This window comes from Sulfurovum sp. TSL1 (genome assembly GCF_019972135.1).
In the GTDB taxonomy this organism is placed as follows: Bacteria; Campylobacterota; Campylobacteria; order Campylobacterales; family Sulfurovaceae; genus Sulfurovum.
In genome coordinates, this window is sequence record NZ_BPFI01000001.1 from 111,061 (window position 1) to 137,354 (window position 26,294).

Annotated in this window: 19 protein-coding genes and 4 tRNA genes; 12 read left to right on the forward strand and 11 right to left on the reverse strand. The window is 42.3% G+C overall.

What is annotated here, in order from left to right; translation table 11 throughout:
• Positions 1-34: 34 nt before the first annotated feature.
• The 5 genes from LDM98_RS00540 to LDM98_RS00560 form a co-directional block, all read right to left on the reverse strand.
• Positions 35-109, reverse strand: a tRNA-Gly gene (locus tag LDM98_RS00540).
• A 34-nt stretch (positions 110-143) separates the two neighbouring features.
• Positions 144-219, reverse strand: a tRNA-Gly gene (locus tag LDM98_RS00545).
• 149 nt (positions 220-368) lie between these two features.
• Positions 369-1,235 (reverse strand): universal stress protein, encoded by an 867-nt coding sequence (locus LDM98_RS00550; protein ID WP_223897183.1) that lies wholly within the window; start codon positions 1,233-1,235, stop codon positions 369-371.
• 50 nt (positions 1,236-1,285) lie between these two features.
• The gene (locus LDM98_RS00555; protein ID WP_223897185.1) at positions 1,286-3,148 is read right to left on the reverse strand and encodes an SLC13 family permease; all 1,863 of its coding nucleotides are present in this window, start codon (positions 3,146-3,148) and stop codon (positions 1,286-1,288) included.
• 593 nt (positions 3,149-3,741) lie between these two features.
• Positions 3,742-3,826, reverse strand: a tRNA-Leu gene (locus tag LDM98_RS00560).
• 171 nt (positions 3,827-3,997) lie between these two features.
• Between LDM98_RS00560 and LDM98_RS00565 the strand changes: the two genes are divergently transcribed.
• From LDM98_RS00565 to LDM98_RS00580, 4 genes are all read left to right on the forward strand, one after another.
• The gene (locus LDM98_RS00565) at positions 3,998-5,194 is read left to right on the forward strand and encodes an NAD(P)/FAD-dependent oxidoreductase (protein ID WP_223897187.1); all 1,197 of its coding nucleotides are present in this window, start codon (positions 3,998-4,000) and stop codon (positions 5,192-5,194) included.
• A 131-nt stretch (positions 5,195-5,325) separates the two neighbouring features.
• Positions 5,326-7,557 (forward strand): DNA translocase FtsK, encoded by a 2,232-nt coding sequence (locus LDM98_RS00570; RefSeq protein WP_223897189.1) that lies wholly within the window; start codon positions 5,326-5,328, stop codon positions 7,555-7,557.
• Positions 7,558-7,712: 155 nt separating this feature from the next.
• On the forward strand, positions 7,713-10,280 hold the full coding sequence (gene acnB, locus LDM98_RS00575) for a bifunctional aconitate hydratase 2/2-methylisocitrate dehydratase (RefSeq protein WP_223897191.1): 2,568 nt from the start codon (positions 7,713-7,715) through the stop codon (positions 10,278-10,280).
• Between the two features lie 207 nt (positions 10,281-10,487).
• Positions 10,488-10,913: a hypothetical protein gene (locus tag LDM98_RS00580; RefSeq protein ID WP_223897194.1), complete on the forward strand. Its 426-nt coding sequence runs from the start codon at positions 10,488-10,490 to the stop codon at positions 10,911-10,913.
• Here LDM98_RS00580 and LDM98_RS00585 read toward each other — a convergent pair.
• From LDM98_RS00585 to pgeF, 3 genes are all read right to left on the reverse strand, one after another.
• Positions 10,910-11,293: a YbgC/FadM family acyl-CoA thioesterase gene (locus LDM98_RS00585; protein ID WP_308443039.1), complete on the reverse strand. Its 384-nt coding sequence runs from the start codon at positions 11,291-11,293 to the stop codon at positions 10,910-10,912. The two genes, LDM98_RS00580 and LDM98_RS00585, sit on opposite strands and share 4 nt — an antisense overlap.
• Positions 11,283-11,738, reverse strand: coding sequence for a hypothetical protein (locus LDM98_RS00590; protein WP_223897196.1), 456 nt, complete (start codon positions 11,736-11,738; stop codon positions 11,283-11,285). Before LDM98_RS00590 ends, LDM98_RS00585 begins: the two co-directional genes overlap by 11 nt.
• Before the next feature lie 85 nt (positions 11,739-11,823).
• Positions 11,824-12,597 carry a peptidoglycan editing factor PgeF gene (gene pgeF, locus LDM98_RS00595; protein ID WP_223897198.1) on the reverse strand — a complete coding sequence of 258 codons (774 nt, stop codon included), beginning with the start codon at positions 12,595-12,597 and terminating at the stop codon, positions 11,824-11,826.
• Between the two features lie 70 nt (positions 12,598-12,667).
• Here pgeF and LDM98_RS00600 point away from each other — a divergent pair, with 70 nt between their 5' ends.
• Both LDM98_RS00600 and LDM98_RS00605 read left to right on the forward strand, forming a co-directional pair.
• Positions 12,668-13,804 carry an FtsW/RodA/SpoVE family cell cycle protein gene (locus LDM98_RS00600; RefSeq protein ID WP_223897200.1) on the forward strand — a complete coding sequence of 379 codons (1,137 nt, stop codon included), beginning with the start codon at positions 12,668-12,670 and terminating at the stop codon, positions 13,802-13,804.
• Between the two features lie 9 nt (positions 13,805-13,813).
• A tRNA-Met gene (locus LDM98_RS00605) sits at positions 13,814-13,890 on the forward strand.
• A gap of 171 nt (positions 13,891-14,061) precedes the next feature.
• Here LDM98_RS00605 and LDM98_RS00610 read toward each other — a convergent pair.
• Complete coding sequence (locus LDM98_RS00610) at positions 14,062-14,508, reverse strand: hypothetical protein (RefSeq protein WP_223897202.1); 447 nt, start codon at positions 14,506-14,508, stop codon at positions 14,062-14,064.
• An 18-nt stretch (positions 14,509-14,526) separates the two neighbouring features.
• Positions 14,527-15,018: a hypothetical protein gene (locus tag LDM98_RS00615; protein ID WP_223897203.1), complete on the reverse strand. Its 492-nt coding sequence runs from the start codon at positions 15,016-15,018 to the stop codon at positions 14,527-14,529.
• Between the two features lie 312 nt (positions 15,019-15,330).
• Here LDM98_RS00615 and LDM98_RS00620 point away from each other — a divergent pair, with 312 nt between their 5' ends.
• Together LDM98_RS00620 and LDM98_RS00625 are read left to right on the forward strand one after the other, a co-directional pair.
• Positions 15,331-16,263: a hypothetical protein gene (locus tag LDM98_RS00620; RefSeq protein ID WP_223897206.1), complete on the forward strand. Its 933-nt coding sequence runs from the start codon at positions 15,331-15,333 to the stop codon at positions 16,261-16,263.
• 592 nt (positions 16,264-16,855) lie between these two features.
• Entirely contained in the window at positions 16,856-18,589 is a 1,734-nt protein-coding gene (locus tag LDM98_RS00625) for a YdiU family protein (RefSeq protein ID WP_223897207.1), read from the forward strand.
• A gap of 56 nt (positions 18,590-18,645) precedes the next feature.
• Here LDM98_RS00625 and LDM98_RS00630 read toward each other — a convergent pair whose 3' ends face one another.
• Positions 18,646-19,527, reverse strand: a complete 882-nt coding sequence (locus LDM98_RS00630; RefSeq protein ID WP_223897208.1) for an AraC family transcriptional regulator — start codon at positions 19,525-19,527, stop codon at positions 18,646-18,648.
• A 221-nt stretch (positions 19,528-19,748) separates the two neighbouring features.
• Between LDM98_RS00630 and LDM98_RS00635 the strand changes: the two genes are divergently transcribed.
• The 4 genes from LDM98_RS00635 (at position 19,749) to LDM98_RS00650 (ending at position 26,224) form a co-directional block, all read left to right on the forward strand.
• Entirely contained in the window at positions 19,749-20,492 is a 744-nt protein-coding gene (locus LDM98_RS00635) for an SDR family oxidoreductase (protein ID WP_223897209.1), read from the forward strand.
• Between the two features lie 89 nt (positions 20,493-20,581).
• Positions 20,582-21,709 (forward strand): efflux RND transporter periplasmic adaptor subunit, encoded by a 1,128-nt coding sequence (locus LDM98_RS00640; protein ID WP_223897210.1) that lies wholly within the window; start codon positions 20,582-20,584, stop codon positions 21,707-21,709.
• A 2-nt stretch (positions 21,710-21,711) separates the two neighbouring features.
• The gene (locus LDM98_RS00645) at positions 21,712-24,840 is read left to right on the forward strand and encodes an efflux RND transporter permease subunit (RefSeq protein WP_223897212.1); all 3,129 of its coding nucleotides are present in this window, start codon (positions 21,712-21,714) and stop codon (positions 24,838-24,840) included.
• Positions 24,830-26,224 (forward strand): efflux transporter outer membrane subunit, encoded by a 1,395-nt coding sequence (locus tag LDM98_RS00650; RefSeq protein WP_223897214.1) that lies wholly within the window; start codon positions 24,830-24,832, stop codon positions 26,222-26,224. Before LDM98_RS00645 ends, LDM98_RS00650 begins: the two co-directional genes overlap by 11 nt.
• Positions 26,225-26,294: the final 70 nt, after the last annotated feature.

Here is a 26,294-nt window from a genome sequence, read left to right on the forward strand (position 1 = left end):
AGAGTTGGGATTTGGTTGAAAGATCACATATGTATGGAGCGGGCGAACGGGTTCGAACCGTCGACCCCAACCTTGGCAAGGTTATGCTCTACCACTGAGCTACGCCCGCATATTGATCATGTGTATAAATTAGTTTGTTAAAGTGGAGCGGGCGAAGGGATTCGAACCCTCGACAGCCTGCTTGGAAGGCAGGAACTCTAGCCACTGAGCTACGCCCGCATATTTTATAAAAATACGGACATATTATAGCAAACGACTGTTATATGTAGCTTATTGGGCTATAATATGATTCTCCTAAAAGAAAAATAATTAAACTTTCTGGCAGTACAGGAGAGCATTGAAATACAATTCTCTTCTCTTTGAAAAAATCAATCTTTAGGCACATAAACCAACACATCACATGGAGATGTGTTTAAGATATATGAAGCAACGCTCCCCAATAGTGCTTGAAGTCCTGCAGTGCCCTGTGAACCTATAACTACAAGATCGAAAGAGTTTTTTTCTATGTATTGAAGTATTACTTTTTTACTATCTAGCTTTCCATCAATCACTTTTCCTTTTTCAGCAGAGACCTCTTTTATGAAATCCTTCATGTTTTTTTTAGCACAAACTTTCGCCAATCTATTATAGTGTGAAAAATCATATCCAACTACAGTGTAGGGACCTTCGATATAGATTGTTTCGGAGGCATGAATTGCACTTATTTTTGCTTTTGGAAAAATATTTTTTGCAAACAGGACACTCTGTTTTGATTGGATTTCAAAATCTGTTGGAGCTAAAATATTTTGATAGTCGCCTTTGACACGCTTCTTGACAATTAAAACCGGTAAATTGCTTTGATGTGCTACTTTTTGTGCGGTTGTCCCCAGTAAACGTTTTCTGTCTTTTGAGTTACTGTGTGCCCCGATAATAATCATATCTGCTTTATGTGATTTTGCTGCATAAAGTATCACATCGTCGGCATCACCTTCTTTTACAGAGACTGAACATGTTATCTTGCCATCTGTATTCAACCTTTTTATCTTTTTTTCTATCTTTTTTTTGATACCGCTCTTATCGATAGATATTTCACCTGTATCAAAATAGTTTGGCATAGCCAACCAAGGTATTTGTACAGCTTGAACAACAAACAACTGCGCCTTATTTTCTTTTGCCAGCATAAATGCTCTTTTTAAAACATTATTTGATCTTTCAAAAACATCTATTCCTACAACAATTCTTTTTAGCTTTTTCATCATATACCTTTTTTTTCTACTTTATATTTTGTTATACGCTTTTCATAACATTACAGTGGCCAGACCCATAGTATCGTAGGTACACTTATCCCTATTACAATGATTTCCAGGAGTATTCCCAAGCGCCAGTAATCGCCAAATTGAAAGCCGCTTGGCCCAAGGATAAGGGTATTGTTCTGGTGGCCGATAGGTGTCAAAAAAGCAGACGAAGCTCCCACTGCTACAGCCATTAAAAAGGCATCGGCATTTACCTCAAGTTGCGCAGCGGTACTGATTGCAATGGGGCACATTATCGCTGCGGTGGCAGCATTGTTGGCCAGGTCAGAAAGAAACATTGTAACCACTAGCAGTGTTATCAGCCCAAAAATAGCATCCCCTTGTGTCACCTTATCCAACAAAAAATGTGCAATCATGTCAGCCGTACCGGTAGAGGCGATAGCACCGGCGACCGGGAGCATTGCCGCTAACAACACAATCACTGGCCAATCGATAGCTGTATAAACTGATCTAAGCGGCACGATGTGCAGCACGATATAGGCAAACATTGCGATGGCGAACAACACGGGCACGGGGAATAGACCTAATGCTGCAGCGCCAATTGTAACAGCCATGATAAACGCGGCAGTAAAAGCCTGTCCTTTTTTGGGAACCCGTATATCACGCGGAGCAAGCGGCAGACAGCCGAATGAGGAGGAAAAACTAGCAATCGCCTCAGGTGTGCCTTGCATAAGCAGCACATCACCAGCCTTGATGGGAATAGACCTTAAGCGTTGAATCGAACGATGACCCTCTCGCGATATAGCCAAGAGGCTAATACCGTAGCTGGCTCGCAAGTCAAGAGTTAAGGCCGAGCGGCCGATCAAAATTGCGTTTGGTTTTACTACCAGTTCTTGGATCACCACCTCTGACGATTTTTGCCTGTCATTATCGCTTTTCTCATTATTAACCTCACTGATTGTTCCCGACTCAGTTTCCAGCGGCTCCGCCTTTCCTTCGGTGTCACCCTTCCGAGCATCCTCTGACACTAACTCCTCTTCCAGTTTGAGACCCAGGCTTGTAAGCGCGGATGATAATGACTTTGGTTCGACTTCAACAACCAGGATGTCGCCTTCCTTTAATACCCGCCAAGGATTTGGTGCAGAAATATGGACGTCTTGGCGTATCATGCTGACAATCTGGGCATCGGCTTCATCCAACATTTGTTCAGCCTCATACAGGTGCTTATTCACTGCTTTACTGCCTTCAACAATACGAACTTCACTAAGGTATTTAGCACTGTCAAAACTGTCGGTATCTGCCTGTTTTCGCGTGGGTACCAATCGCCAGCCGATAAAGCCGACGAAAATAATGCCAAAGACAGCAACAGCAAGGCCGACAGGAGTGAAATCAAACATACTGAAGCTCTCCATTCCCGTGCTCGCTCGAAACTCGGAAACGATCAGGTTGGTCGGCGTCCCGATGAGTGTGGTCATGCCACCCAGAATTGAGCCAAAGGCCAGTGGCATAAGAATTTTACCAGGCGGCAGGTTCTGCTTGGCAGCCATCTGAATAGCCAGAGGCATCAGCACTGCTAAAGCACCAACATTGTTCATAAAAGCTGAAAGCAGGGCGGCCAAACTGATGAGTGCAAAAATGCTAACAGTTGGTCCTGCCGATGTTGGAATGAATCGCTGGGATAGTATATCCATCGCACCGGAGTTCAACAGGCCATAACCGAGCACGAGCACACAGGCCACTGTAATTACCGCCGGGTGAGCAAACCCGGAAAAAGCTTCATTGCCAGGCACCAGACCCGTGACTACACAAACCAGCAAAGCGCCCAAGGCAACCAGGTCATGGCGCCAACGCCCCCAAAGGAACATGACCATAGTTGCAAATAGCACAGTAATAATTATAACTTGATCGCTTGTCATATAAAATCTCTTTTATTCATTAAAAGTGTTGTGATCAGCAGAGTACTATCCCAGCTCTTTACATTCTTTAACGTGCGTATAACTATTTAATAGTGTAACATAATAATGTTCCACTATTACTATATTTTATATTATCAGTATATCGAATATGTAATGCTATTTCTTAAAAATATACCAATTTTCTATACAATTTTTAACTTTTCCCATCATCTTAAGCCAGTCGTGATTCAAATTACTGAGTATATAATCTTCGGCATGAGGTACAGTACATTCAGAGCAGTCTTGGTGCATTTGTGCATCTGTAAAAGATCGTTTTCCGCGTTTTGTGTTTAAACTCGGGTAATCATTTTGACAGCTGTTTGACGGTACTATTTATACAATTGGGTATCGGAGTACGCTACTTTACACAGTAGATTTTATGCAAGAAAACTCAATAGTTCGAGAAAATCCCTATATTACGTCTCTTAGTTTATTTCTTAAAGGGAAAAGTCTGAGAACAGATATGTAGATAACCATAGATAAGATAGTGTTAGGGTGGAAATATATTTTTTATTTTGTCTTGTTTGAAGGTATATCGTGGTTTTAAGAGATTGTGGTACCGCAGGTCGGATTCGAACCGACACGCCCGAAGGCAGAAGATTTTGAGTCTACCAAGTCTACCAGTTCCATCACTGCGGCATAGGTACATTGTAAAATGTAGATGGGATTTTACTCCTAGGGAGCTTAAAGAAGGGTTAGTAGACGACAAATAAAATCTTATAAAATGTGTATCCATAGTCCAATCAAACCATTAGATTTATCTTAACAGAGTAAAATGGAGTATAAAGCAACGCTTGGAGATGTACAGTGATGAAAAAAGTATTGGTGATCGGTGGAGGTTATGGTGGTCTCAGAGCTATCGAAACGCTCTCTAAATATCCGGATATCGATATCACGCTGATCGATAAAAACCCCTACCATTATTTACAAACCGAGGCGTACGGTTATATTGCAGGTCAATTTGATATGCATGACATTGCGATCGACCTGTATAACTGGTGTGAAGGATTTAAAGAGAGGGTAGCGTTCATCCATAAAGAGGTTACTTCGATCGATTTTGAGCGCAAAAGCGTACATTTGGATGGGAGAGATCTCTTTTATGATTATCTCATCATCGCTACAGGTGCACAAACAAACTTCCTTTCATGTATCGAAGGACTGATAGAGTACAGTCATGGTGTGAAAAATCTGGAAAGAGCACACAATTTCAGAATAAAGTTTGAAAACCTTATCTACAAAAAATTGCAGCATCAAGAGGGTGCTATAGATGGTGAACTGAATATTGTTGTGGGAGGAGCAGGACTCAGCGGTGTAGAAGTGGCTGCCGAGATGGCGTATGTGCTCGAGAATTACAGTAAAACGATCGGAGATACAGCAAAAGAGATACATATCTATCTTATCGATGCGAGTGATACCATACTTCCCGGTATGGGGCAATACAGTATTGACAATACAAAGAAGAGATTGGAAGCACTGGGTGTCAAGATCCTCACAAGTACGTTTATCCACACGGTTGATACTACACATGTACACTTTAAAAATGGCGAAAAACTCCCCTACAGTTTCATGATCTTTACGGGTGGGATCAAAGCATCATCACTCACTGATACGATCGAGAATGAGAAAAACCGTATCAATCAGCTCATTGCCAGCCCGGAGCTTAACGTGCAAGGCAAAAAAGAGGTCTTTGCCATAGGTGATTGTGTGGAGATCAGAGACGCAGAAGGTAACATTTTGCCTCCCACCGCACAAATTGCCGAAAAAAGTGCAGAGTATGTGGCCAAAACCATCAGACAAAGAATGGACGGTGTGCCATCTCAGCCTTTTGATGCGGGTGTTTCGGGTGTATTTATCGCCTTGGGCGGTAAGTATGCGGTAGGTGAAATGTTCCAGTATATCAAAGTGAAAGGGTATATTGCGTATGTCGTTAAAAAAGCGATCACACATGCATATTATCTGGGGCTGCGTTTGCGTATCAATACAGGATTTAAAAATCGTATCCGGTAGAGGTCGTTTATATAGAAGATCAAAACGTATTTAGCGCTGCAATAAAATATGTCAATTTGACCCTTCTTTATAGGGTTTTATTTTAATTTGTTATAATATCTTCATTATTTAATATTAATTTAGGATTTACATTGAAAATCACAATTATTGTCACGGCTATACTTTTTATCTATGCTGCATTTTCTACTATCTTCCATGAAACAGCATTGGTGGGTGATATCGGGAAAAAAATAGGAGATACCAATCTCTATCTGTTTGGCTACCTTGCGTATATCAATTTTTTTGTTCTATTTTATCCTCTTTACAAACTTTACAGTGATGCCCGTGTAAGAAAAAATATCGATTTTTATTTAGGATGGATACTCTTTTTTATCTCATTGATACTCTTTAGCGCCTTGGTACTGGAGGGTCAAGAGAGAGGTTTCATAGGTACACAGATCGTGGAATTCCTCTACCCGCTCATCGGAAAAGCGGGGCTCTGGCTCTTTTGGTTGATGATCATGGCACTCTCTTTGGTGTTCATTATCGATGATGACTTTGACTTCTCCAGATTTAAGATGAACAGACCTGAGGCTTCACTCTCTTTTAGATGGGTAGGAAGCACTTTTTCTGTATTGGGAAAAGTATTAAAAAAGATATTTACAAACCCTTTTGCTTCACCTTCTCTTGAAGATGAAATGATGCCTGTACTGGATGCTGCTGAAGAAAATCCTAAGAGAACACGCGTGAAAAGAAAGCCTGATGCAAAAAAAGTTGTAACTAAAACAGAAGCAGAGACAGTGCAGGCACTGGATGAATCGGATGATCCTGTGCTCAATGAAATACTCGAACTTGAACATGAGATGGAAATGCATATTTCTGCAGAAAAAAGGGCTGCAGGTAAGTCCCATGTAGAGTTCATCAATGAGTTGGAAGAAAACTCTAAACTCATGGAGCAGATAGATAAAGGGCAAGTCGTCAAACCTAAAAATTTCAAACTGCCTAAGCTGGATTTTTTACAAAAAGCACCTAAAACGACAAAAAAGGTCAATGAGGCAGAAATTGACAGAAAGATAGAAGAGCTGCTCGCAAAACTGCAGCAATTTAACGTAGATGGGGATGTCGTACGTACCTACAGCGGTCCTTTGGTCACAACCTTTGAGTTCAAACCTGCACCCAATGTCAAAGTTTCTAAGATCTTAAACCTCCAGGATGACCTTGCAATGGCACTTTCGGCGGAAACGATACGTATACAGGCACCGATACCCGGACGTGATGTTGTGGGGATAGAGATACCAAACGAAACGGTAGATACGATCTACCTTCGTGAGATACTTGAGAGTGATCTCTTTAAAAACTCCAGTTCTCCTTTAACGGTAGCTTTAGGTAAAGATATCGTAGGTAAACCGTTCATTACAGACATTAAAAAACTTCCGCACCTGCTCATAGCAGGAACCACGGGTTCGGGTAAATCCGTAGGTATCAATGCGATGATCCTCTCTTTGCTTTACAGGAATGATCCTGATCAGTTGAAACTGATGCTTATTGACCCCAAGATGCTGGAGTTTTCGATCTATAATGATATACCGCATTTGATCACACCGGTCATCACTGAACCTAAAAAGGCCATCGCAGCCCTTGCCAATATGGTAGGAGAGATGGAGCGGCGTTATAAACTGATGGCAGAGAACCGTACAAAAAATATAGACAACTACAATGAGAAAGTAAAAGCTGACGGTTCTGCAGAGCCTTTCCCTTTCGTTGTGATCGTCATAGATGAGCTGGCCGACTTGATGATGAACGGCGGTAAGGAGGTAGAGTATTCTATTGCAAGACTTGCGCAGATGGCAAGAGCGAGCGGGATACACCTTATCGTAGCGACACAGAGGCCAAGTGTGGATGTCGTGACAGGACTCATCAAAGCCAATCTCCCCTCTAGACTGAGTTACCGTGTGGGACAACGTATAGACTCAAAAGTGATCTTGGATGCCATGGGAGCAGAGAGTCTGCTTGGACGTGGTGACGGCCTCTTCACGCCTCCTGGTGCGACAGGACTGGTACGTTTACATGCCCCATGGAATAAAGAAGAAGAGATAGAAGAGATCGTTGAGTTCCTTAAAGCACAGCGTACGCCGGAATATGATGAAAGCTATCTTGTGGCAGGGGGAGTCAGCGCAAGTGAAGGAGAAGAGGGCGATATGGAACTTGATCCTCTCTATGAAGATGCGAAGGCAGTCGTATTGACAGACAAAAAAACCTCTATCTCCTACCTGCAGCGAAAACTTCAGATAGGATATAACCGTTCTGCAAACATTATAGAACAGCTGGAAGCAATGGGCGTATTGAGTGCACCAAACGCAAAAGGTAACAGAGAAATCGTCTAATTTTATCCTTGAAGCTAAAAAGAGACTTAAATGGTCTCTTTTCATGTAACCATACGATACAAATAAATTATCTGATTCATATCTTCCTCTTATAGAACACTAAATCTGCTATTTTTTTGTTAATATACAGCACAAAAATTACACAGGAGACCATAATGGCCTTATTAGAAGAGTATAAAGCACATACGGCTGAGCGTGCTGAGTTAGGTGTTCCGCCACTCGCACTTACAGCTGATCAAACGGCACAGCTTGTTGAATTATTAAAAGCAAGCCCGATCGCTGATGTCGATTACGCAATGGATATGTTCCAAAATAAAGTACCTGCGGGTGTAGATGATGCCGCTTACGTAAAAGCAGCATTCCTAAACGATATCGTACAAGGTAATGCAACTTGTGATGCTATCGATGCAGTAAAAGCATGTGAGATCCTCGGATCTATGCTAGGTGGATTCAATGTGACTCCACTTGTTGAAGCACTTAAGATCGGTGGTGAAGTGACAGATGCAGCTGCTGAGCAACTTAAAAATACTATCCTTGTATATGATGCATTTAACGATGTGAAAGCAATGATGGATGCAGGTAATGCAAAAGCAAAAGAGATCGTAGAGTCTTGGGCAAATGCAGAGTGGTTCTACAACAAGCCAGAGATGGAAAAAGAGATCACACTGACAGTTTATAAGATCCCTGGTGAAACAAACACTGATGACCTTTCTCCGGCGTCAGAAGCATTTACAAGAGCAGATATCCCGCTTCACGCAAACTCATTCCTCGTGAACAGAATGGAGAATCCGCTTGAGACTATGGATGAGCTTAGAAAGAAAGGTAACCCGCTAGCATACGTTGGTGATGTTGTAGGTACAGGTTCTTCAAGAAAATCAGGTATCAACTCTGTTCAATGGCACATGGGTACAGATATTCCTGGGATCCCAGGAAAAAGAACCGGTGGTGTAGTTATCGGTGGTATCATTGCCCCGATCTTCTTCAATACTGCAGAAGATTCAGGATGTATACCAATTCAAGCACCGGTAGGTGAATTAGAGACCGGTGATGTGATCACACTTAAGCCTTTTGACGGTGTGATCGAGAAAAACGGTGCAGTTGTATCTGAATTCAAACTTGAGCCAAATACGCTTCCAGACGAGATGAGAGCTGGTGGACGTGTACCACTTATTATCGGTAAAGGTCTTACGGCTAAAGCTAGAGAAGCGCTTGGTCTTGGTGCATCAGATGCATTCATGGCACCTGAGCAACCGGCTGACAACGGTAAAGGGTTTACCCTTGCTCAAAAGATGGTTGGTAAAGCATGTGGACTTGAAGGTGTAAAACCAGGTGTTTACTGTGAGCCGGTTTGTACCACTGTCGGTTCTCAAGATACAACTGGAGCAATGACAAGAGATGAAGTAAAAGACCTTGCAGCACTTAGTTTTGGTGCGGACTTTGTTCTTCAGTCATTCTGTCACACATCTGCATACCCTAAACCAGCAGATATCAAGTTACACCACACACTTCCACAGTTTATGACTGAGAGAAAAGGGTTCACACTTAGACCAGGTGACGGTGTTATCCACTCATGGCTGAACAGAATGTGTCTTCCAGATACAGTTGGTACTGGTGCGGATTCACACACAAGATTCCCGATCGGTATCTCATTCCCGGCAGGTTCTGGACTTGTTGCGTTTGCAGCGGTAACAGGTATGATGCCACTTACTATGCCTGAGTCTGTACTTGTAAGATTTACAGGTGAAATGCAACCAGGTATCACGCTTAGAGATATGGTTAATGCTATTCCTTACCAAGCGATCAAAGACGGTCTTTTGACGGTTGAAAAAGCTGGTAAGAAAAACATCTTCTCAGGACGTGTACTTGAGATCGAAGGTCTTGAGCAACTTAAGTGTGAGCAGGCATTTGAGCTTTCTGATGCGTCTGCTGAGCGTTCAGCTGCTGCTTGTACAGTGAAGCTTGACAAAGAGCCTATCATTGAGTACCTAGAGTCTAACATTGCATTGATCGAAGAGTTGATCGCTCAAGGTTACGAAGATAAAGCGACACTTGAAAGACGTGCGCAAAAAATGAGAGACTGGATCGCTAATCCAGTGTTATTGGATGCAGATGCAGATGCTGATTATGCAGCAGTGATCGAGATCAACATGTCTGAGATCAAAGAGCCGATCGTAGCATGTCCAAACGATCCGGATGATGTTAAAACACTTTCTGAAGTACATGCAGCAGGTCTAAGAACAGATATCGATGAAGTATTCGTTGGTTCTTGTATGACAAACATCGGTCTTTTCAGAGCGAATGCAGAAGTACTTAGAGGCGAAGGTCAAGTAGATACTAAACTTTGGATCTGTCCTCCAACAAAAATGGATGAGAAGACATTGACAGAAGAGGGGTACTACTCAGTCTTCGGAATGGCTGGAGCACGTATCGAGCCTCCAGGATGTTCTCTATGTATGGGTAACCAGGCAGCTGTGAAGCAAAATGCATGGGTATTCTCTACATCAACAAGAAACTTCGACAACAGACTTGGTAAAGGTTCTCAAGTATACCTTGGTTCTGCTGAACTTGCTGCGGTGGTTGCACTGAAAGGTAAGATCCCGACAGCTGAAGAGTACTTGGAAATAGTTTCAAATAAGATCAAGCCGGAAATGACTGATAGTATCTACAAATACCTAAACTTCAACAAGGTTTCTAAAGCAGACCTTGAAGCGATGGTTGAGTAGTCAACTTCACGATTCTCTTCACTTTCCTACCTTTTACAGGTAGGAAACTTACACTCTACATTTTATAGCCACCTCTTTATTTCTCTCAAATGTCAGGTACTTGTGATATCCACAATATTTTATTAACTTATTATATAATTAAAATTAATGTTATATTATTTTTGTTACAATGAAATGAGTCAAAAATCATAATACAAAGGATTGAAAATGGGTATGTTAATGATTGCGATCGCTATAGGTTACTTTGGCAGTATTCTTGCTTTTCTTATCATGGAAGAGATGTCGTTAAAAGACTCTGATTTTTCTGATATTAAGGACGCTTTTACAAAAGAGCTTAGTTTGGATGAAAGTTTATCAAAATACGGTACCGTTAAATATATGGCCATGTATGTTGCTGTGGTAAGTATTATTGGATTGGTTGTCTCTACACAGATCCTTATACCAAGCGGTTTTGGTTTAGGATTTAACATGGCCTATGTGTTTTTACCATCTCTGATCGGATCTCTGATTATTTTATTGGTCAAATGGAGATTTCAACCTCTGCTAAAACTCATTTCTTCATTTATGTTCGGCGCAGGATATATAGGTGCTTCTGCATTTGCTGTGGCTGCTTCACATCTTTTTTTGACTTAAAATGATTTAAAGATATCCTCGAATACTTCGGGGATACGACAAGGTTTTCCTTCCTCTACATAGACCAATACCACTTCCATGCTAAAGAGTTTCACCTCTTCTTTCCATACTTCCTGTAAGAGTACCAAAGATGAACGCTTCCTCGTCAAGATCTTTGTTGTGACCTCGAGTATATCTCCCAGTACAGCAGTGGCTAAAAAACCGGCTTTAATGTCACGTACCACAAACCCGCTCTGATCGCCCAGTGTAGGTTTCATTCCTCTTTGAAAAAAGATCTCTGAGCGGGCACGTTCACAATACTTGATGTAATTCGTATGGTAGACGATGCCACCGGCATCGGTATCTTCGTAATAGACCCGTACCTTCATACTAAAACTCAATATCTATTTCTTTTGATCTTTGAACATGGAGTAAGACATTTGCAAAAGCATATTGATCCACCTCCTCTATACCATCATGTTGATATCCCAATAAAAAGTCAACTCCGTCTAATTCAATGTCTTTAATTTTTTTGAGGTGTACAACGTAGACCAGTAGATCAGCCAGATCACTCACCGGGATTATTTCCCGAAAATTCTTACCGAATTCATCGATATACTCCTCACATATATCTTCATTGGACATCAAAAGTATCCAAAGTATGATATTGTCTATCTTTTGGGGCGCGTTGACTTTGTTTAAAAAGCTATTGTATATCTCTTTGTTTTGAGATATTTCATCAAGCTGTTCATTCGCCTGTCCGATCAAGAAATTGATTCTTTCTTCACTGAGTTTATTATTTCTATAGTCATCCAGTACTGACTCTGCAATTTGAAGTGTATGCATTCTCTCTCTTTTTATTTGATATGTAATTATTGCAGGATATTCTGAAAATTCCTAAAAGATAAGAAAACAAGGAGTTTAAAACCCTTTAATGATCACTGTTTTTCATGCCTATCATGCTCATAAACCTTCCGGAGCACCCTTGCTCTTTCCTGTAAGAGAAAAACCGCTCTACATTGCATGCCGTACACACATGGCTCATCTCGATGTTCTCTTCTTGAAGCCCTGCATCCAAGAGCTGTTGTCTGTTGATAAAAGGCAAGTCCAGCATAAATTTTTCACCTACAGGGGTGAACCCTTTGGGAATATCAAAAAAATGCTCTGCAACCTCTTCTCCTACTTCATAACAGCAACGTCCTATGGACGGTGCGACACCTGCAATGATCTCTTTTGGGTCACAGCCATACATTTCTGTCATCCTCTGCACCGTTTTAGATACGATCTGTGCTTTGGTGCCTTTCCATCCCGCATGCACAGCGGCGACCACTTCTTTTTTCTTGTCATAGAGGAGTATGGGAACACAGTCTGCAGTCAGTATAGTGAGCACGACTCCTTTCACGTCTGTGATCAGGGCATCACAGTTTTCTATGGCATCGGAAAGACTCTCCCACCCCTTGGTCTCTTTTTGGGTAATAAGCTTGATGTTGTCACTGTGGGTTTGATCGGCAACGATGTAATGCATAGGTTCGCTGCTTTGGAGCAGGTGGGAGAGTCTGTTTCTGTTGGCTATGATGTTTTCAGGATCTTCACCGGTATGTAAAGCAAGACTGAAAGCATAAGGAAGATCATTTGACTTTGTGGTCACTGCATGGAGCAGGGAAGGGGATCTTTTAAAGTGCGTAAATGTGAAAAATTCCAGCATGATGCTACCTTATATCCTTTTTGATATAATACCCTAAAAATAGAGGGAAACTCTAATAATAGGATCTTGCATGGAATCTTGGTTGGACTTTGATAAACGTATCTTTAAACATTTTTCCTACCTTCTCATGTTACAGATCCTGCCACTTCTTGTGATCTCATCGTATCTGGTGAATGAGATCAACCCGTATCTGTTCACAAAACAGATGGTCTATTACTTCATTGCAGGTATTGCTTTTCTTGTCTCTGCTTTTATCCCATGGAGACAGATCATTTGGTGGTTCGTACCTATTTTCTATCTGGGTAACCTGGGGCTGCTTATCGCTGTGGAATTTGTAGGAAAGACGATCCTGGGTGCACAAAGATGGATCGAGATCCCCGGCATAGGCATCACCATCCAGCCTTCAGAGTTCATTAAAGTCAGTGTGATCATGATGCTTGGGTACCTTATAGGCAGAAACCCACCAGGTGAAAAAGGGTATGGCATATTAAACTTTATCAAACTTTCCATCGTGATCGTCATTCCTTTTTTACTCATCGCCAAAGAACCGGACCTCGGTACGGCACTGGTATTGCTTATTACCGGGTATGGCGTTTTATTTGTCGTAGGGATCAACTGGAAGATATGGGTTTCTATCGTCATCATTCTCGGGTTCAGTGCACCGCTGCTTTACAGTCAGTTGAAGCCCTATCAAAAAAAGCGTGTGACGGACTTTATAGGGAAACCAAGTTACCATGTCAGACAGGCACTGATCGCCATTGGTTCAGGTGGTGTTGAAGGGAAAAGCAAAGAAGAGGCAACACAGACACAACTGAAGTTCCTTCCGGTCTCTTCGACGGATTTTATCTTTGCTTACCTGGGGGAAAGATTCGGGTTTAAAGGGATGATCACTGTCATCGTGCTTTATATGTTACTCATCTTTAATCTGCTCTATATTTCAGCCAAGCATGCCAACGATTATCTGATCAAGGCATTTGCCTCCGGATTGGCATTTTTGTTCTTTGTGTATATGGGTGTCAATATCTATATGGTTATCGGTCTGGCCCCTGTAGTAGGGCTCCCTCTGCCTATGTTCAGCCATGGAGGGACCTCGTTTATCATATTTTCTGTAATTTTTGGGATTTTGCAAAATTTAATTGCATTTAAAGACTACAGTAGATATAATTCTGACGCGAAAATCAGTATGATTTCCAAAGACCAGCCATAGCGCTCTTACGGGTCGGTAGCTCAGTTGGTTAGAGCACTCGGCTCATAACCGAGTGGTCGGGAGTTCGAGTCTCCCCCGACCCACCACTATATAAATCCCAGCACATCGTTATTTAAGAAGCCTACCAATTATTTAAATAGAATCCTATAATTCTTTAGGTGTCCATTTAGGTGTCGCTTTTGACTAATTTCAATTATCGCTTCTAAAGAAAATGACAAACTTACATAGATATTTAAGTAATTGTAATGTTACGTTGATTACCAGTATTTAGGGTCTGTATTAAAATTAGTATTTTTAACTTTTCTTAGTTCTTCAAAAATATCATTTAATTCATCGAAAATATTTATAGATATTTCATTAAATATAGGTAGTGCAAAATTCATTTTCATACCACTTTGCCAATTTTGCCATGTATCTTTTCTTATTCGTCCTTGTTTACGTAAATATATCTGTTCATTGCAGAAATCCATGTAATTATATATTTCATTATATACTTTGTCTTTTTCTATTTCTGTCAATTCAGCACCAATTAGGGCATTATAAGGAATGGCTCTAATAATTTCACGGTATTCTTTTGATATTGAATCTTCGAATGTAGTAATTGATTGTGAGGTGTTTTTCCATATTTGAGTCATGGCAACAATTACACCACCCATGATACCATAAGGAGCTAGAAACGCATATGCTTTTAAAAATTCTATCATTTTATATTTTCCTCATTACTATAGCGACATTAGACGCATTAAAAATTTGCTGGCGTTATCAAAGTTAGACTTCTGATTGGCTAGTTCATATTGCCATTTCTCACCATGAAATAGATTATTTCTCAAACGAAAAACAATACCTAAACAACCAATTAACTTTGTTTTTTCTGATAGAGTGTCACTACATAATGATTCAGTTATTTCAGGTGGATTTCCACTTCTACCAATGTGCAGTTTTTGAAATTTATCATTTAAACTTCCTTCTACATAATAGCGATCTATTAGATATGGAAGATACTCATCTAGTCCACAATTTGATAATTGATTTGCTTCTGTTAGTTCATCTGCATATTCTCTAATTTTTCTCATATTGCAGTAACCGCTTAATTTTTCACCTTCAAACATACTCCATAGTAATGTAAAATCATATATAGAGTTTTGTTCATCAGTATCTAAATTTGTAAATGTAGGAACTCTTGCAGATAACCATTCTTTAGTCTCAGGACTCATATTCATATTCCTTGTACACGATTATTTATTGTGTAAAACGTATGTCCCTATATTATGTCTGTATCTTTCTGAGAATATGGTAATGAAAGATATTATTTATAATGAATGACCCTTATGGGGGGGTAATAGTATAGAATCAGGTGTGGGAATACCCATCTCTAAATATCTTAACTGAAAATAGAAAAAAGTTTCTTTAGTGCAAAATTTTAGAAGCAAAAATGATGCATTGTAATTAGTCTTAAAATAAGTGAGTATATAGGGGGAGAATAATAGAATAATAAAACAATTAGTCAAGACTGAAAGAAGAGGGATATGAAACAAAGTAAACGGTACTCTGATTATTTAGATTCAAAAAGAAATATAAGAAAAGAAAAAAACATTTCACCAAAAATTAAAAAATTTAAAGATTATGTAGAAATAATAAAATTTTACTTACCTATAATTCTTATAGTTCCACCACTAATTGGTGGAATGTGGCAAACGCTTGAATTAGCTAATATGTCATTATCATTTATCAGATTTTTTTCTACTACACAGTTATTACCGGATGGTATTTTAGTATTATATATATTACTAGTATTTTTTATAAGTTACAAACTATCTAATAAACTTAGACCTGATAAAATAAATCTTCAAGATAAAGTATTTATACTTACTAATACTGATCTAACAGATGAAGAGATTAGTAAAAAAATACCTATAGCTCAGGAAAACAAACATTTACTTATTTATTTTTTCTTTCTAAATTTCATTTTTGGTTTTTTTAGTTACGGAATATACCCTGAAGTAGAAAAAAATGTTTCTATGTTTATATTAACAGTTTGGTTAACGGTTTCTTTTATGTTTCTTAAATCAATTTTTGAAACACTCTTTGCAATTTATTTTCTTTATCCTAAACCTATCAATAGTTTTGTAGAAAAAATAACAAATAGGGACAAGAAAGAAAAGTATAAAAATAAAACGATAGATCATATTTTAGTAATAATTTTTATATTGGTTTTTTTTACTACGATAGGCTTAGTTACTAAAGCAATATCGGTTTTTCATCACAATTCTATTTTACCAAATGACTTAAAAAATACTACTAATATTCAAGATAAACTAGAAAACAATGATTACAATAAAAGTAAAATTTTATATCTAAATGACAAGTTTATTTTTATAGAACATACTCAGCATGATAAAAATACTTCGATTGAAGTAATTAAGTTTGATAAACTTTTTGAAGAACTGAATAATAAGTAGATTTGGTGAGTAAAGACTGAATAGAAAAAAGTTCAATAAGTGAAATAAATTCTGTAATGGATTGTCCTATTTTGGCTACAATTAAGTATCTAAAAAAGGATGGTGATATGGTAGTTCCATATAATGAAGAAGGTTATACTCTTTTTAGTATTTCTACTGCTGAAATGAATGAGTCTATAAGTAGGTATCAGAGTAAACTGTTGTTTCAACATCATACAAAAAAGTTTTACCATTTAGTGGATAGATTAACTCGTTCCCACGTTGCACGTGGGAATGCATATGAAAACACAAACTACCAAAAACACTCAATATCTAAAAGTCCAACTGCCCCTTCATACAGCACTAGAACTAGAGTAACACCAATATGATGGATCATTTCCACAGCCAGTACACGAATCTTTTTACTATACTAAAGAGAAGTGACATATGTGGTTGAATAGGGTGGGTAACTCTACCATTGGTACACTTGTTTTATGTTTCATCTGATATAGTGCAGAATAAAGATGAAGATTACTCTGTGCAACTCGATGATATAGTAAAATGGTTGTTGTAATTTTCAAATATATGTACGTTTTTTAAATAAGGAAGATCTATGAATTCAACAAATAAAACCTCTGTAGAGGTAAAGACGCTAGACGATCTTGCGGCGTTGGCAGATTATTCACTCATGGAGACGCTAAGCGCTGATCCTGAAGCTACTGCAGACGGTGTTGACCACGCTCCGCGACAAGTCTTCAGCGGACATTTTGTCCCTGTAAAGCCCACACCGATCGAAAACCCTGTGTACATCGCACACAGTGAGAACTTCTTTCGTGAACTTGGCTTTGATGATAGTTTGGCAACATCAGAGGATTTTATGCGGATGTTCTCCGGCGATACTTCAAGGCTGCCAGAGCCACTTAAAAAGTTTGGTTGGGCGACAGGCTATGCACTTTCCATCTACGGGTCGGAGTACTACGAGCAGTGTCCATTTCGTACGGGCAACGGGTATGGTGACGGTCGAGCCGTTTCCATCTTTGAGGGAGTCATCAACGGAAAGCGCTGGGAGATGCAGCTGAAAGGTGGCGGTAGAACGCCATACTGCCGGGGTGCTGACGGTCGTGCCGTCTTGCGTTCAAGTATCCGTGAGTTTTTAGCACAAGAGCATATGCATGCGCTGGGCGTACCGACATCACGCTCTTTGACTCTCTACACCTCAAAAACAGAGAAGGTCAAGCGTCCATGGTTTACAAAAGGATCGTACTCAAGAGACCCCGAAGTGATGATCGATGAGGCCGTGGCTATCACCACCCGGGTTGCACCTTCGTTTATAAGGGTGGGTCAACTTGAACTTTTCGGTCGCCGTGCTCGTAAAAATGAGCATCCAAAAGCGATGGAGGAGCTTGAGACAATGGTGCTGCACTTGATCGATCGTGAGTATAGTGAGGTCATCGATGCGCATCTGCCTACGCAGGAAAAAGTACTTGTACTTGCACGCGAGTTTCGAAAACGCCTCACCTCGCTGGTGGCAAACTGGATACGCGTGGGCTACTGCCAGGGGAATTTCAACAGCGACAACTGTGCCGCAGGCGGCTTCACCCTTGATTACGGACCATTTGGGTTTATAGATATGTTTGACCCGAGATATCAGCCGTGGACGGGTGGCGGCGTGCACTTTTCATTTCTCAATCAACCTCAAGCTGCCGAGCGTAACTTTCATATGTTCTGCATGGCGTTAAAACCGCTACTGGAGTCAGATCAGGATGCTCTGGACCAGTTGGATGAGATAAGACAGGGCTTCCCTAAAGTCATGCAGGGGGAAATGATCAAGATGTGGGCTTCCAAGCTTGGACTACAAACGTTTAATGCCGCACTCTTCAATGAACTTGTCACGCTTATGGTAGAAACCTCTGTTGACTACACGATCTTCTTTCGCGAGCTCTCTACGGTACCGGAGGATATCGCTCCGCTGACTAAAAGCTTTTACGGGGACGCAGTACTCAATGAAAAGATCTTAAACAGATGGACAGAGTGGCTGGAGAAATGGAGATCACTTGTCCATACGACAAACTCTGCGGACATCAATGCTACTTCGGCTGAATCCCGTGAAAAGCTTTCTAACCAAATGAAAAGTATAAACCCAAAATACACCTTGCGAGAGTGGTTCCTTGTCCCTGCCTATAAACAAGCTACCAATGGAGACTATACCCTTATTAAAGAGTTACAGGAAGTGATGACACACCCCTATGCCGAGCAATCTAAAGCAATAGAGGAGAAATACTACAGAGAAAAGCCTTCCGAGTTCTTTGAAATCGCCGGTATATCCCATGTTACCTGTTCATCGTGATCTTCGATGGACTATTGCATGAGTCCAGTGTCTGTGTCTCAAGGTATGGAATGAGACTAAGCGTTACTGATACGAAATGCTTTTGGGCTTTGCCCCATTTTCAGTTTAAAGAATTTGGTAAACTGGGAGGCATCCTGAAAGTTGAGGGTCAGGGCAATCTCATAGATCGTTTTGTCTGTAAAAACCAAAAGATACTCGGCTTCCTTAATAATGCGCTTGTGGATGAAATGTAACGCACTTTTTCCCAGTTTTTCTTTGACCGTTTCACTCAAATATTTTGGGGTCAGGTCTAATAAGGATGCATAATCACTGACATGTTTCATACTTTTGAAATGCTCTTCGAGCAGAGAGAGAAACTGGCTGCAGATGACATCAGCTCTTGTTTTATGTGTATCATTTTTTATTTCCAGTTTCTCTCTTTTTAAGATCAGGAGCAGCTGATTTAATAGATATTTTGCATAGAGATATTTATCTTCATTGTCCTTTTTCAGTTCACTTTCGATCTCTTCAAAGATATCTTTGACTTTCGTAAAGAGTGAGGGCTCCAGATCAACACTTTCAAGATGTCTGTTGTGGAAAGACAAAAGCTCTGTCTCTTGGGAGAAATACTTTTCAAACAGAATGACATAATATTCTGTCTTGTCAAATGTATCTTTAAAGGAGTGGATGCTCTCTGGCGGCAGAAGGTGCAAAGAGTGTGCATTGATCGTATATTCGAACTGATTGACATACCGGATGGAACCACCTGTTAAACAAAAGACCATCGTATAAAAATCACATCGAACGGGTACACCCTCTTTTTTCTGGCTATTACTCTGGAGTATGACAATGTCATGGGGTCGGAAATCATTGGAGAGAACGTTCATACCGAATTTCGGTTCTTTCACATGTATTTGATTATAAAGTTCCAGTGTTTGAGACATTGACAAGAGTTCCATGCTAACCTCTGACTATACATTTTTTACTATTTTAATACAAATATTCTCTTTTTACGTATTTTTATCCATAAATTTGAAAAAAACTCTATATTATACCTGTATATTGGCGGTTTATTTTTTTATAATAGGTAAAATTGACAATTAATAAGCGTTTTTACTCTTACAAAAACATTTCATATCCGTTACAATCATGGCAATAAATTAGCATGAAAGGACGTATGATGTCAAAAAAGAATGTATTGATCACAGGCGGAGCAAGAGGAATTGGAGCTGCAACTGCAAAGGCACTGGCGGCGAATGGCCATAGAGTATTTATCAACTATGTCAACAGTACCCAAGTGGCGAATGACTTGGCGACAGAGATCAACAGTGAAGGTGGAGAAGCCTATACGATTCAAGCCGATGTCAGGGACGAATCTCAGATCAAAGCAATGTTTGAAGAAGTGAAGAACCAACATGGCGGGGTTGATATCCTTGTTTCCAATGCCAATATGAATTTTACGCCAAAGCCTTTTGTCGAACAGACCTGGGGTGAATTTTCACAAAAACTTAATGATGAAATGCGTGCATCTTATCTTTGTGCACAGTTTGCAGCAGCTTCCATGGTAGAAAAGAAGTTTGGTCGTCTGATCTTTATCTCCAGTACGCTCTCAGAGAGCCCAATGCCTAGTTTCATTGCCCATGGTTCTGCCAAAGGCGCACTTGATTCTTTCAGTAAGTATCTGGCACAAGAGTTAGGCGCGTATGGGATCACTTCCAATATCGTAGCACCCGGACTGGTATTAACCGATGCAACCGCAGGCGCTCCTGATGAATTTAAAGAGTTTATTCGGTCCACGACACCAACACAGACCATTTCAAACCCTGAGGATGTTGCCAATGCAGTGAGTTTCTTGGCAAGAGAAGAGAGTGGACAGATCACCGGGAGCTATCTGCCTGTCAGTGGTGGGGCCTATCTTTCGTAGAGATTCCTGGGAAAACCATTTTTCATCATGCAGGGTGTCAGTATAGACTGAAACTTATGACATAACATATATCAAAGGAGAACCATTTTATGAGAATGGATATAAGAAATCTTTTCGTCACTACTTTAATTCTGTGTGCCTCTTCTGCTGCGTTACTGGCAGAAGCACCCAAACCAACGCAGAAGATGGCTTTGCCAAAAGTCGACGTCTTTAATGTACGTCTCACTGCAGAGCTTCCCCTTGAACTGGAATATCCCGCACGGCTTAAGAGTGTACAAAGCGCTATGGTCGTTGCCCGTGTGACAGGTGTACTTGAGCAGAAGCATTACACCGAAGGGGCCTATGTCGAAAAAGGTACGCTTCTGTACAGCATCGAACCGGATATCTATCAAGCGGTGGTCCATGAACGCAAAGCGGAACATGCCGTTGCAAAGGCAGTTTTTATCAATGCGGAACGTGATTGGAAACGTGTGAAAGGACTTTTTAAAGACAATGCATTGAGCAGGAAAGAGTATGATGCGGCTTTAGCCGTTTTTGAACGTTCTAAAGCAGAACTTGCGTCTGCGAAGGCCCAACTGGAATCCGCCGAGATAGACTTGGGATATACAGAAGTAGAAGCACCTTTTAGTGGCATTATCGGGAAGAAAGAAACGGATATAGGCAATGTGGTTGAACCGGGTACGCCATTGGTAAGTATTACCCAGACCGATCCGGTATATGCTGAATTTTCCATTCCCGACACAGACTTTTTCAAGATCAACAAGGTACTTGGCAATGGCCGCTGGGCTGAGGATGGAGAGTTAAACGTTTCTATCAGTGTCGACGGGATCACTGCGGGGGGAACCATCAATTATATCGCTCCGGAAATTAATGAAAAAACAGCCAGTATCGAAGCGCGTGCGGCATTTGGCAACAGTCACAGATCTCTGATGCCTGGAGGTTTCGGACGATTGAAGATCATGGGCCTTAAACGCACCAACGTGCTGATGGTACCGCAAAAAGCAGTACTGCAAAACCCTAAGGGCACCATCGTGTTCATCTTGGAGAAGGGAAAAGTGGCTGTACGTCCTGTAACATTGAATGGGACTGAAGGTGAAAACTATATCGTTGAGGGGCCTCTTAAAGCCGGTGATCAGGTGATCGTCAACAATTTCTTCCACATCAAGCCCGGTATGGACGTTGCTGTGGATAAAACGATCAATGCCGACGGGGAATAAATATGCTGTCAAAGTTTTTTATTAGCCGTCCTATCTTCGCATCTGTTCTGTCGATCATCGTTCTGCTCTCGGGTATGATCGCGATCAAGGGATTGCCTATCCAGGAGTACCCAAGTATCGTTCCTCCGCAGATCACTGTAGAGGCGACCTATCCGGGTGCGGATGCAGAGACACTGGCCAAGACTGTAGCTGCACCGCTTGAAGAAGCGATCAACGGTGCCAAAAACATGATCTACATGACATCAACGGCATCGCCGAGCGGTATCCTCAGAATGAGCGTTACTTTCGAGACAGGGACCAATCCTGCGGATGCCAATGTGGATGTCAGTAACCGTGTCCAGGTCGCTTTGAACAAACTGCCAGAAGCCGTGCGTCGGCAGGGAGTGAGTATCCGCGAACGCTCTCCTGACATGCTGCGTGTGATCGCTTTTACCTCTGAGGGACGGAAGCATGATTCGCTATGGCTCAACAACTACACATTGATCAACGTACTTGATGATATCAAGCGTATCAGCGGGGTGGGTGACGCTTTTCTTTTCGGAAGCAAAGAGTATGCCATCCGTGTCTGGATAAAACCTGATGCGCTCGCTGCCTATGATCTGACCGTCAATGACATTATCAGTGCGATATCTTCGCAAAACGTGCAGATCGGGGCAGGGCAGATCGGTGATAAACCTTCAGCAGACAAACAGGTCTTCACCTATACGGTGACAACAGAGGGACGTCTCCAAACCACAGAGGAGTTCGGCAATATCATCATCCGCTCCAATCCGGACGGGTCTGCACTGCACCTGAAGGATGTTGCAGGGGTGGAACTGGGAGCAGAACGGTATATGCTCAACGCGATCTATAACAAGGAACCTATGGCAGTAGCCGGGATCTTTTTGGCCCCTGGCGCCAATGCGCTGGAGGTCTCTGAAGCCCTGGACAAGGTACTTGAAAAAGCCGCTGAGAAATATCCTGAAGATATGCGCCAACACACCTTATATGATACGACGAAGTTCGTCAAGGCTTCTATCGAAGAAGTACTAAAAACCTTGGCCGAAGCGATCTTTCTGGTCATCGTGATCATCTACTTTTTTCTGGGGAACTTCCGGGCGACGATCATCCCGGTACTGGCGATACCTGTTTCCATCGTCGGTGCTTTTGCAGGACTCTATATCGCAGGCTACTCCATTAATCTTCTGACGCTTTTTGCGTTGATCCTGGCCATCGGACTGGTAGTGGATGATGCCATCGTCGTGATCGAAAACGTCGAGCGTATCCTCCGTGAACGTGAAGGCATCACGGTCAAAGAAGCGACCATCGAAGCGATGCGTGAAATCACCGGTCCGGTCATTGCCATCGTTCTGGTACTCTCGGCCGTATTTATCCCGACTGCATTAGTGGGAGGCTTTAGCGGACTGATGTACCAGCAGTTTGCGATGACGATCGTGATCTCCGTTGTGATCTCCGGTATCGTTGCATTGACACTCACTCCGGCATTGTGTGCAGTCTTCTTGCGTGAAGATGAAAGCGAACCCTTCTGGTTGGTGCGCAAGTTCAACGCCTTTTTCGAACGGATCACCCGTGGGTTTACCGCTGGAGTACGTAAGGTATTGCGTTATGCCATGTTGAATGTTCTGATCTTCGGTGTCATGATCGGTGCGGCGGTCTGGACCTTGCAGAAGCTTCCCACCAGCCTTGTTCCAGGAGAGGACAAAGGGGTGATCATGGTGCTTTCTTACCTGATGCCGGGCGCTTCACTTGAACGCACGACCGAAGTGATGCATGAGGTGACCGATACGATCGCCAAACACCCTGATACAGCCGACTTTGGAGGTATGGCCGGGATCGATCTGGTGACCTTTGCCTTCAAATCCGATGCGGGTATCGGATTTACGCACCTCAAGGACTGGTCAGAGCGTCCGGGTGCACAGCAAAGTGCTGATGCGATCTCGGGCGCTTTGATGGGACAGCTCTCTCAGAACAAAGAAGCGTTTGTACTTGCGGTAAATCCCCCTCCGATCCGTGGTATGAGTACAACGGGCGGCTTTGAGATGTATGTACAGGACAGAACCGGAGGAGATATAGCGAAGCTCGACGGTTATATTAAAGAGATCGTTCAAAAAGCCAACGCACGGCCTGAGCTTAGTATGGTGCGGTCAACCCTTCAAACGGGAGTACCGCAGTACCGTCTGACGATCGACCGTGACAAGGCAAAGGCATACGGTGTGGAGATCGACGATATTTATACGACTTTGGGAACGACGTTCGGTACCGGTTATGTCAATGATTTCAACCTCTACGGTCGGGTCTACCATGTCAATGTCCAGGTCGACTCGAAGTTTCGTGACAATGTCGAGGATTACCGTTATATCTTCGTACGGTCCGACACAGGAGATATGATACCCGTCAGTTCTCTGATCAAAGCTGAACGTATTGTCGGTCCAAGCGTGATCCAACGGTTCAATATGTTCACGGCCGGCCAAATTTCCGGGCAGCCTTCACCGGGCTACAGTTCCGGGGACGCCATGCGTGTCATCCAGGAGGTGTCGGAAGAGGTGCTTCCCGAGGGATATACGACAGCGTGGGCCGGTACAGCCTATCAGGAACAGAAAGTCGCCGAAAAAGGCAATAATACCTTTGTCTTTGCGATCCTCTTCACTTTCCTGGTCCTTGCGGCCCTGTATGAGAGCTGGACGATACCGTTTTCAGTCCTGATGACCGTACCTTTTGCTCTTTTGGGAGCAGCACTGGGTGTGATGATGCGGGGACTTGAGAATGATATCTATTTCCAGGTCGGGCTTATTACACTGGTCGGGCTTGCGGCGAAAAACGCCATTCTTATCGTCGAGTTTGCCCAGCAGAAATTGCGTGAAGGGATGTCGCTTTATGATGCGACCGTTGCAGGAGCACGGATCCGTTTCAGACCGATCGTGATGACCTCTTTGGCATTTATCGGTGGTACTTTACCTTTGGCACTGAGTAGCGGAGCCGGAGCCAACAGCCGACATATCATCGGTACGACTGTGGTCAGCGGTATGGTTGTTCTGACCATTGTTGCGGTGTTCTTTATACCGCTCTTCTACTATTTGATCATGCGAGGGAAAGAGAGATTTTCCAAGAAAGGAGTGGCAGATGAAAACTAATATTGCCCTTTCTCTAGCTGTGGGCATGCTGCTGGGAGGCTGTTCTATGGCTCCGGAACTTGAAGTCAAGAATCCTGAGCTGCCAAAAAACATGCACACGTCATCTGAGAAGATAGATAAGCAATGGTGGCGGGGATTTAATGACCCGACATTGAACAGAGTGATCGATGATGCACTGGAACAAAGTGATGACCTGAAACTTGCCATGGCCAATGTCAGTCTGGCCAAAGCAACTTTGGGATTGGCGAATGCAGAACGTTACCCGGATATCACGGGATCTGCAGATGCCTATCGTCAACGTACCAGTGCCGAGAGCCTTTCACCTTTCTCAGGTGTCACCTACAATAATTTTGGACTCTCTTCGACCATTGGATATGAATTTGATTTCTGGGGTAAGTTTGCCAATGCTGAAAAAGGGGCATGGTCGCGTTTACTGGCCAGTGAAGCAGATAAAGAGACCGCACGTATCAGTCTGGTTTCCGGGGTTGCAGAACTCTATATCCAGCAGATCGCTCTGAAACAGAAAATGACGCTGCTTGAAGAGATGGTCAAAGCATACAAAGAGAGCTATGAGTATAGAAAGCGTGAGTTCCGTCATGGCCAGATCAATGAATTGGTCGTCGGGCAGTCCCATGCACTTTATGCCAATGCGCAAGTGACACTTGCCTCCCTTAAAAAAGCTGCAGCATTAAATGAAAATGCCTTGGCATTGACGATCGGTTATGCCCCGAAACAGCAGTTTGAAGGACAGATCGATGTTCCACTTCAATTACCTGAGGTACAAAAGGTACCAGCAGGGATCGGTTCGGAGTTATTGCAGCGCCGTCCGGATATCCTCGCTGCCGAAGAGCGCTTGCGTGCCGCCAATGCAGATATCGGCGTGGTAAAAGCGAACTATTTCCCCTCTATCTCATTGACCAGTACGGCAGGTTTGCAAAGTATTGAGTTGGACAAGCTGTTGACGTCATCCGCCAAAACCTGGGGAGTCGGCCCTTCGTTGAATCTCCCTCTGCTGGATTTTGGTCGTGTGAAACGTTCGGTGCAGCGTACCGAAGCAGAAAAAGAGATCGCCATGATCACGTATACCAAAACAGTGAAAAAAGCATTTACCGAGGTCTATGATGCATTGGCCCAGATCAAACATTCACAGGTACAGATTGCGGCACAAAATCGGGAGGTCAAAGCACTGAAGCAGGTACTTGAACTTTCCGAGAAACAGTTCAAAAGCGGCTACGGGATATATTTGGATCTCTTGACCGCCAAACGGGAGCTACTGAGTACACGTATAGCAATGATCGATCTGAATGCTGAATTGATCGTCAACCAGATCGTCCTTTTTAAAGCACTTGGCGGAGGTTGGAAACGGACACAGCGTCTACCCTGATAGCTGCCGTTTCATGGCACAGAAGAGGAAGCATTCTACAAAGATCTTTGTAGTGCAAGTGCTTCTTTAG

Excerpts from the sequence above, each read along its gene's own strand:
- LDM98_RS00550 (WP_223897183.1), bottom strand. The coding sequence starts at position 1,235 with ATGAAAAAGCTAAAAAGAATTGTTGTAGGAATAGATGTTTTTGAAAGA.
- LDM98_RS00555 (WP_223897185.1), bottom strand. The coding sequence starts at position 3,148 with ATGACAAGCGATCAAGTTATAATTATTACTGTGCTATTTGCAACTATG.
- LDM98_RS00565 (WP_223897187.1), top strand. The coding sequence starts at position 3,998 with ATGAAAAAAGTATTGGTGATCGGTGGAGGTTATGGTGGTCTCAGAGCT.
- acnB (WP_223897191.1), top strand. The coding sequence starts at position 7,713 with ATGGCCTTATTAGAAGAGTATAAAGCACATACGGCTGAGCGTGCTGAG.
- LDM98_RS00580 (WP_223897194.1), top strand. The coding sequence starts at position 10,488 with ATGGGTATGTTAATGATTGCGATCGCTATAGGTTACTTTGGCAGTATT.
- LDM98_RS00590 (WP_223897196.1), bottom strand. The coding sequence starts at position 11,738 with ATGCATACACTTCAAATTGCAGAGTCAGTACTGGATGACTATAGAAAT.
- pgeF (WP_223897198.1), bottom strand. The coding sequence starts at position 12,597 with ATGCTGGAATTTTTCACATTTACGCACTTTAAAAGATCCCCTTCCCTG.
- LDM98_RS00600 (WP_223897200.1), top strand. The coding sequence starts at position 12,668 with ATGGAATCTTGGTTGGACTTTGATAAACGTATCTTTAAACATTTTTCC.
- LDM98_RS00610 (WP_223897202.1), bottom strand. The coding sequence starts at position 14,508 with ATGATAGAATTTTTAAAAGCATATGCGTTTCTAGCTCCTTATGGTATC.
- LDM98_RS00615 (WP_223897203.1), bottom strand. The coding sequence starts at position 15,018 with ATGAGTCCTGAGACTAAAGAATGGTTATCTGCAAGAGTTCCTACATTT.
- LDM98_RS00620 (WP_223897206.1), top strand. The coding sequence starts at position 15,331 with ATGAAACAAAGTAAACGGTACTCTGATTATTTAGATTCAAAAAGAAAT.
- LDM98_RS00625 (WP_223897207.1), top strand. The coding sequence starts at position 16,856 with ATGAATTCAACAAATAAAACCTCTGTAGAGGTAAAGACGCTAGACGAT.
- LDM98_RS00630 (WP_223897208.1), bottom strand. The coding sequence starts at position 19,527 with ATGGAACTCTTGTCAATGTCTCAAACACTGGAACTTTATAATCAAATA.
- LDM98_RS00635 (WP_223897209.1), top strand. The coding sequence starts at position 19,749 with ATGTCAAAAAAGAATGTATTGATCACAGGCGGAGCAAGAGGAATTGGA.
- LDM98_RS00640 (WP_223897210.1), top strand. The coding sequence starts at position 20,582 with ATGAGAATGGATATAAGAAATCTTTTCGTCACTACTTTAATTCTGTGT.
- LDM98_RS00645 (WP_223897212.1), top strand. The coding sequence starts at position 21,712 with ATGCTGTCAAAGTTTTTTATTAGCCGTCCTATCTTCGCATCTGTTCTG.
- LDM98_RS00650 (WP_223897214.1), top strand. The coding sequence starts at position 24,830 with ATGAAAACTAATATTGCCCTTTCTCTAGCTGTGGGCATGCTGCTGGGA.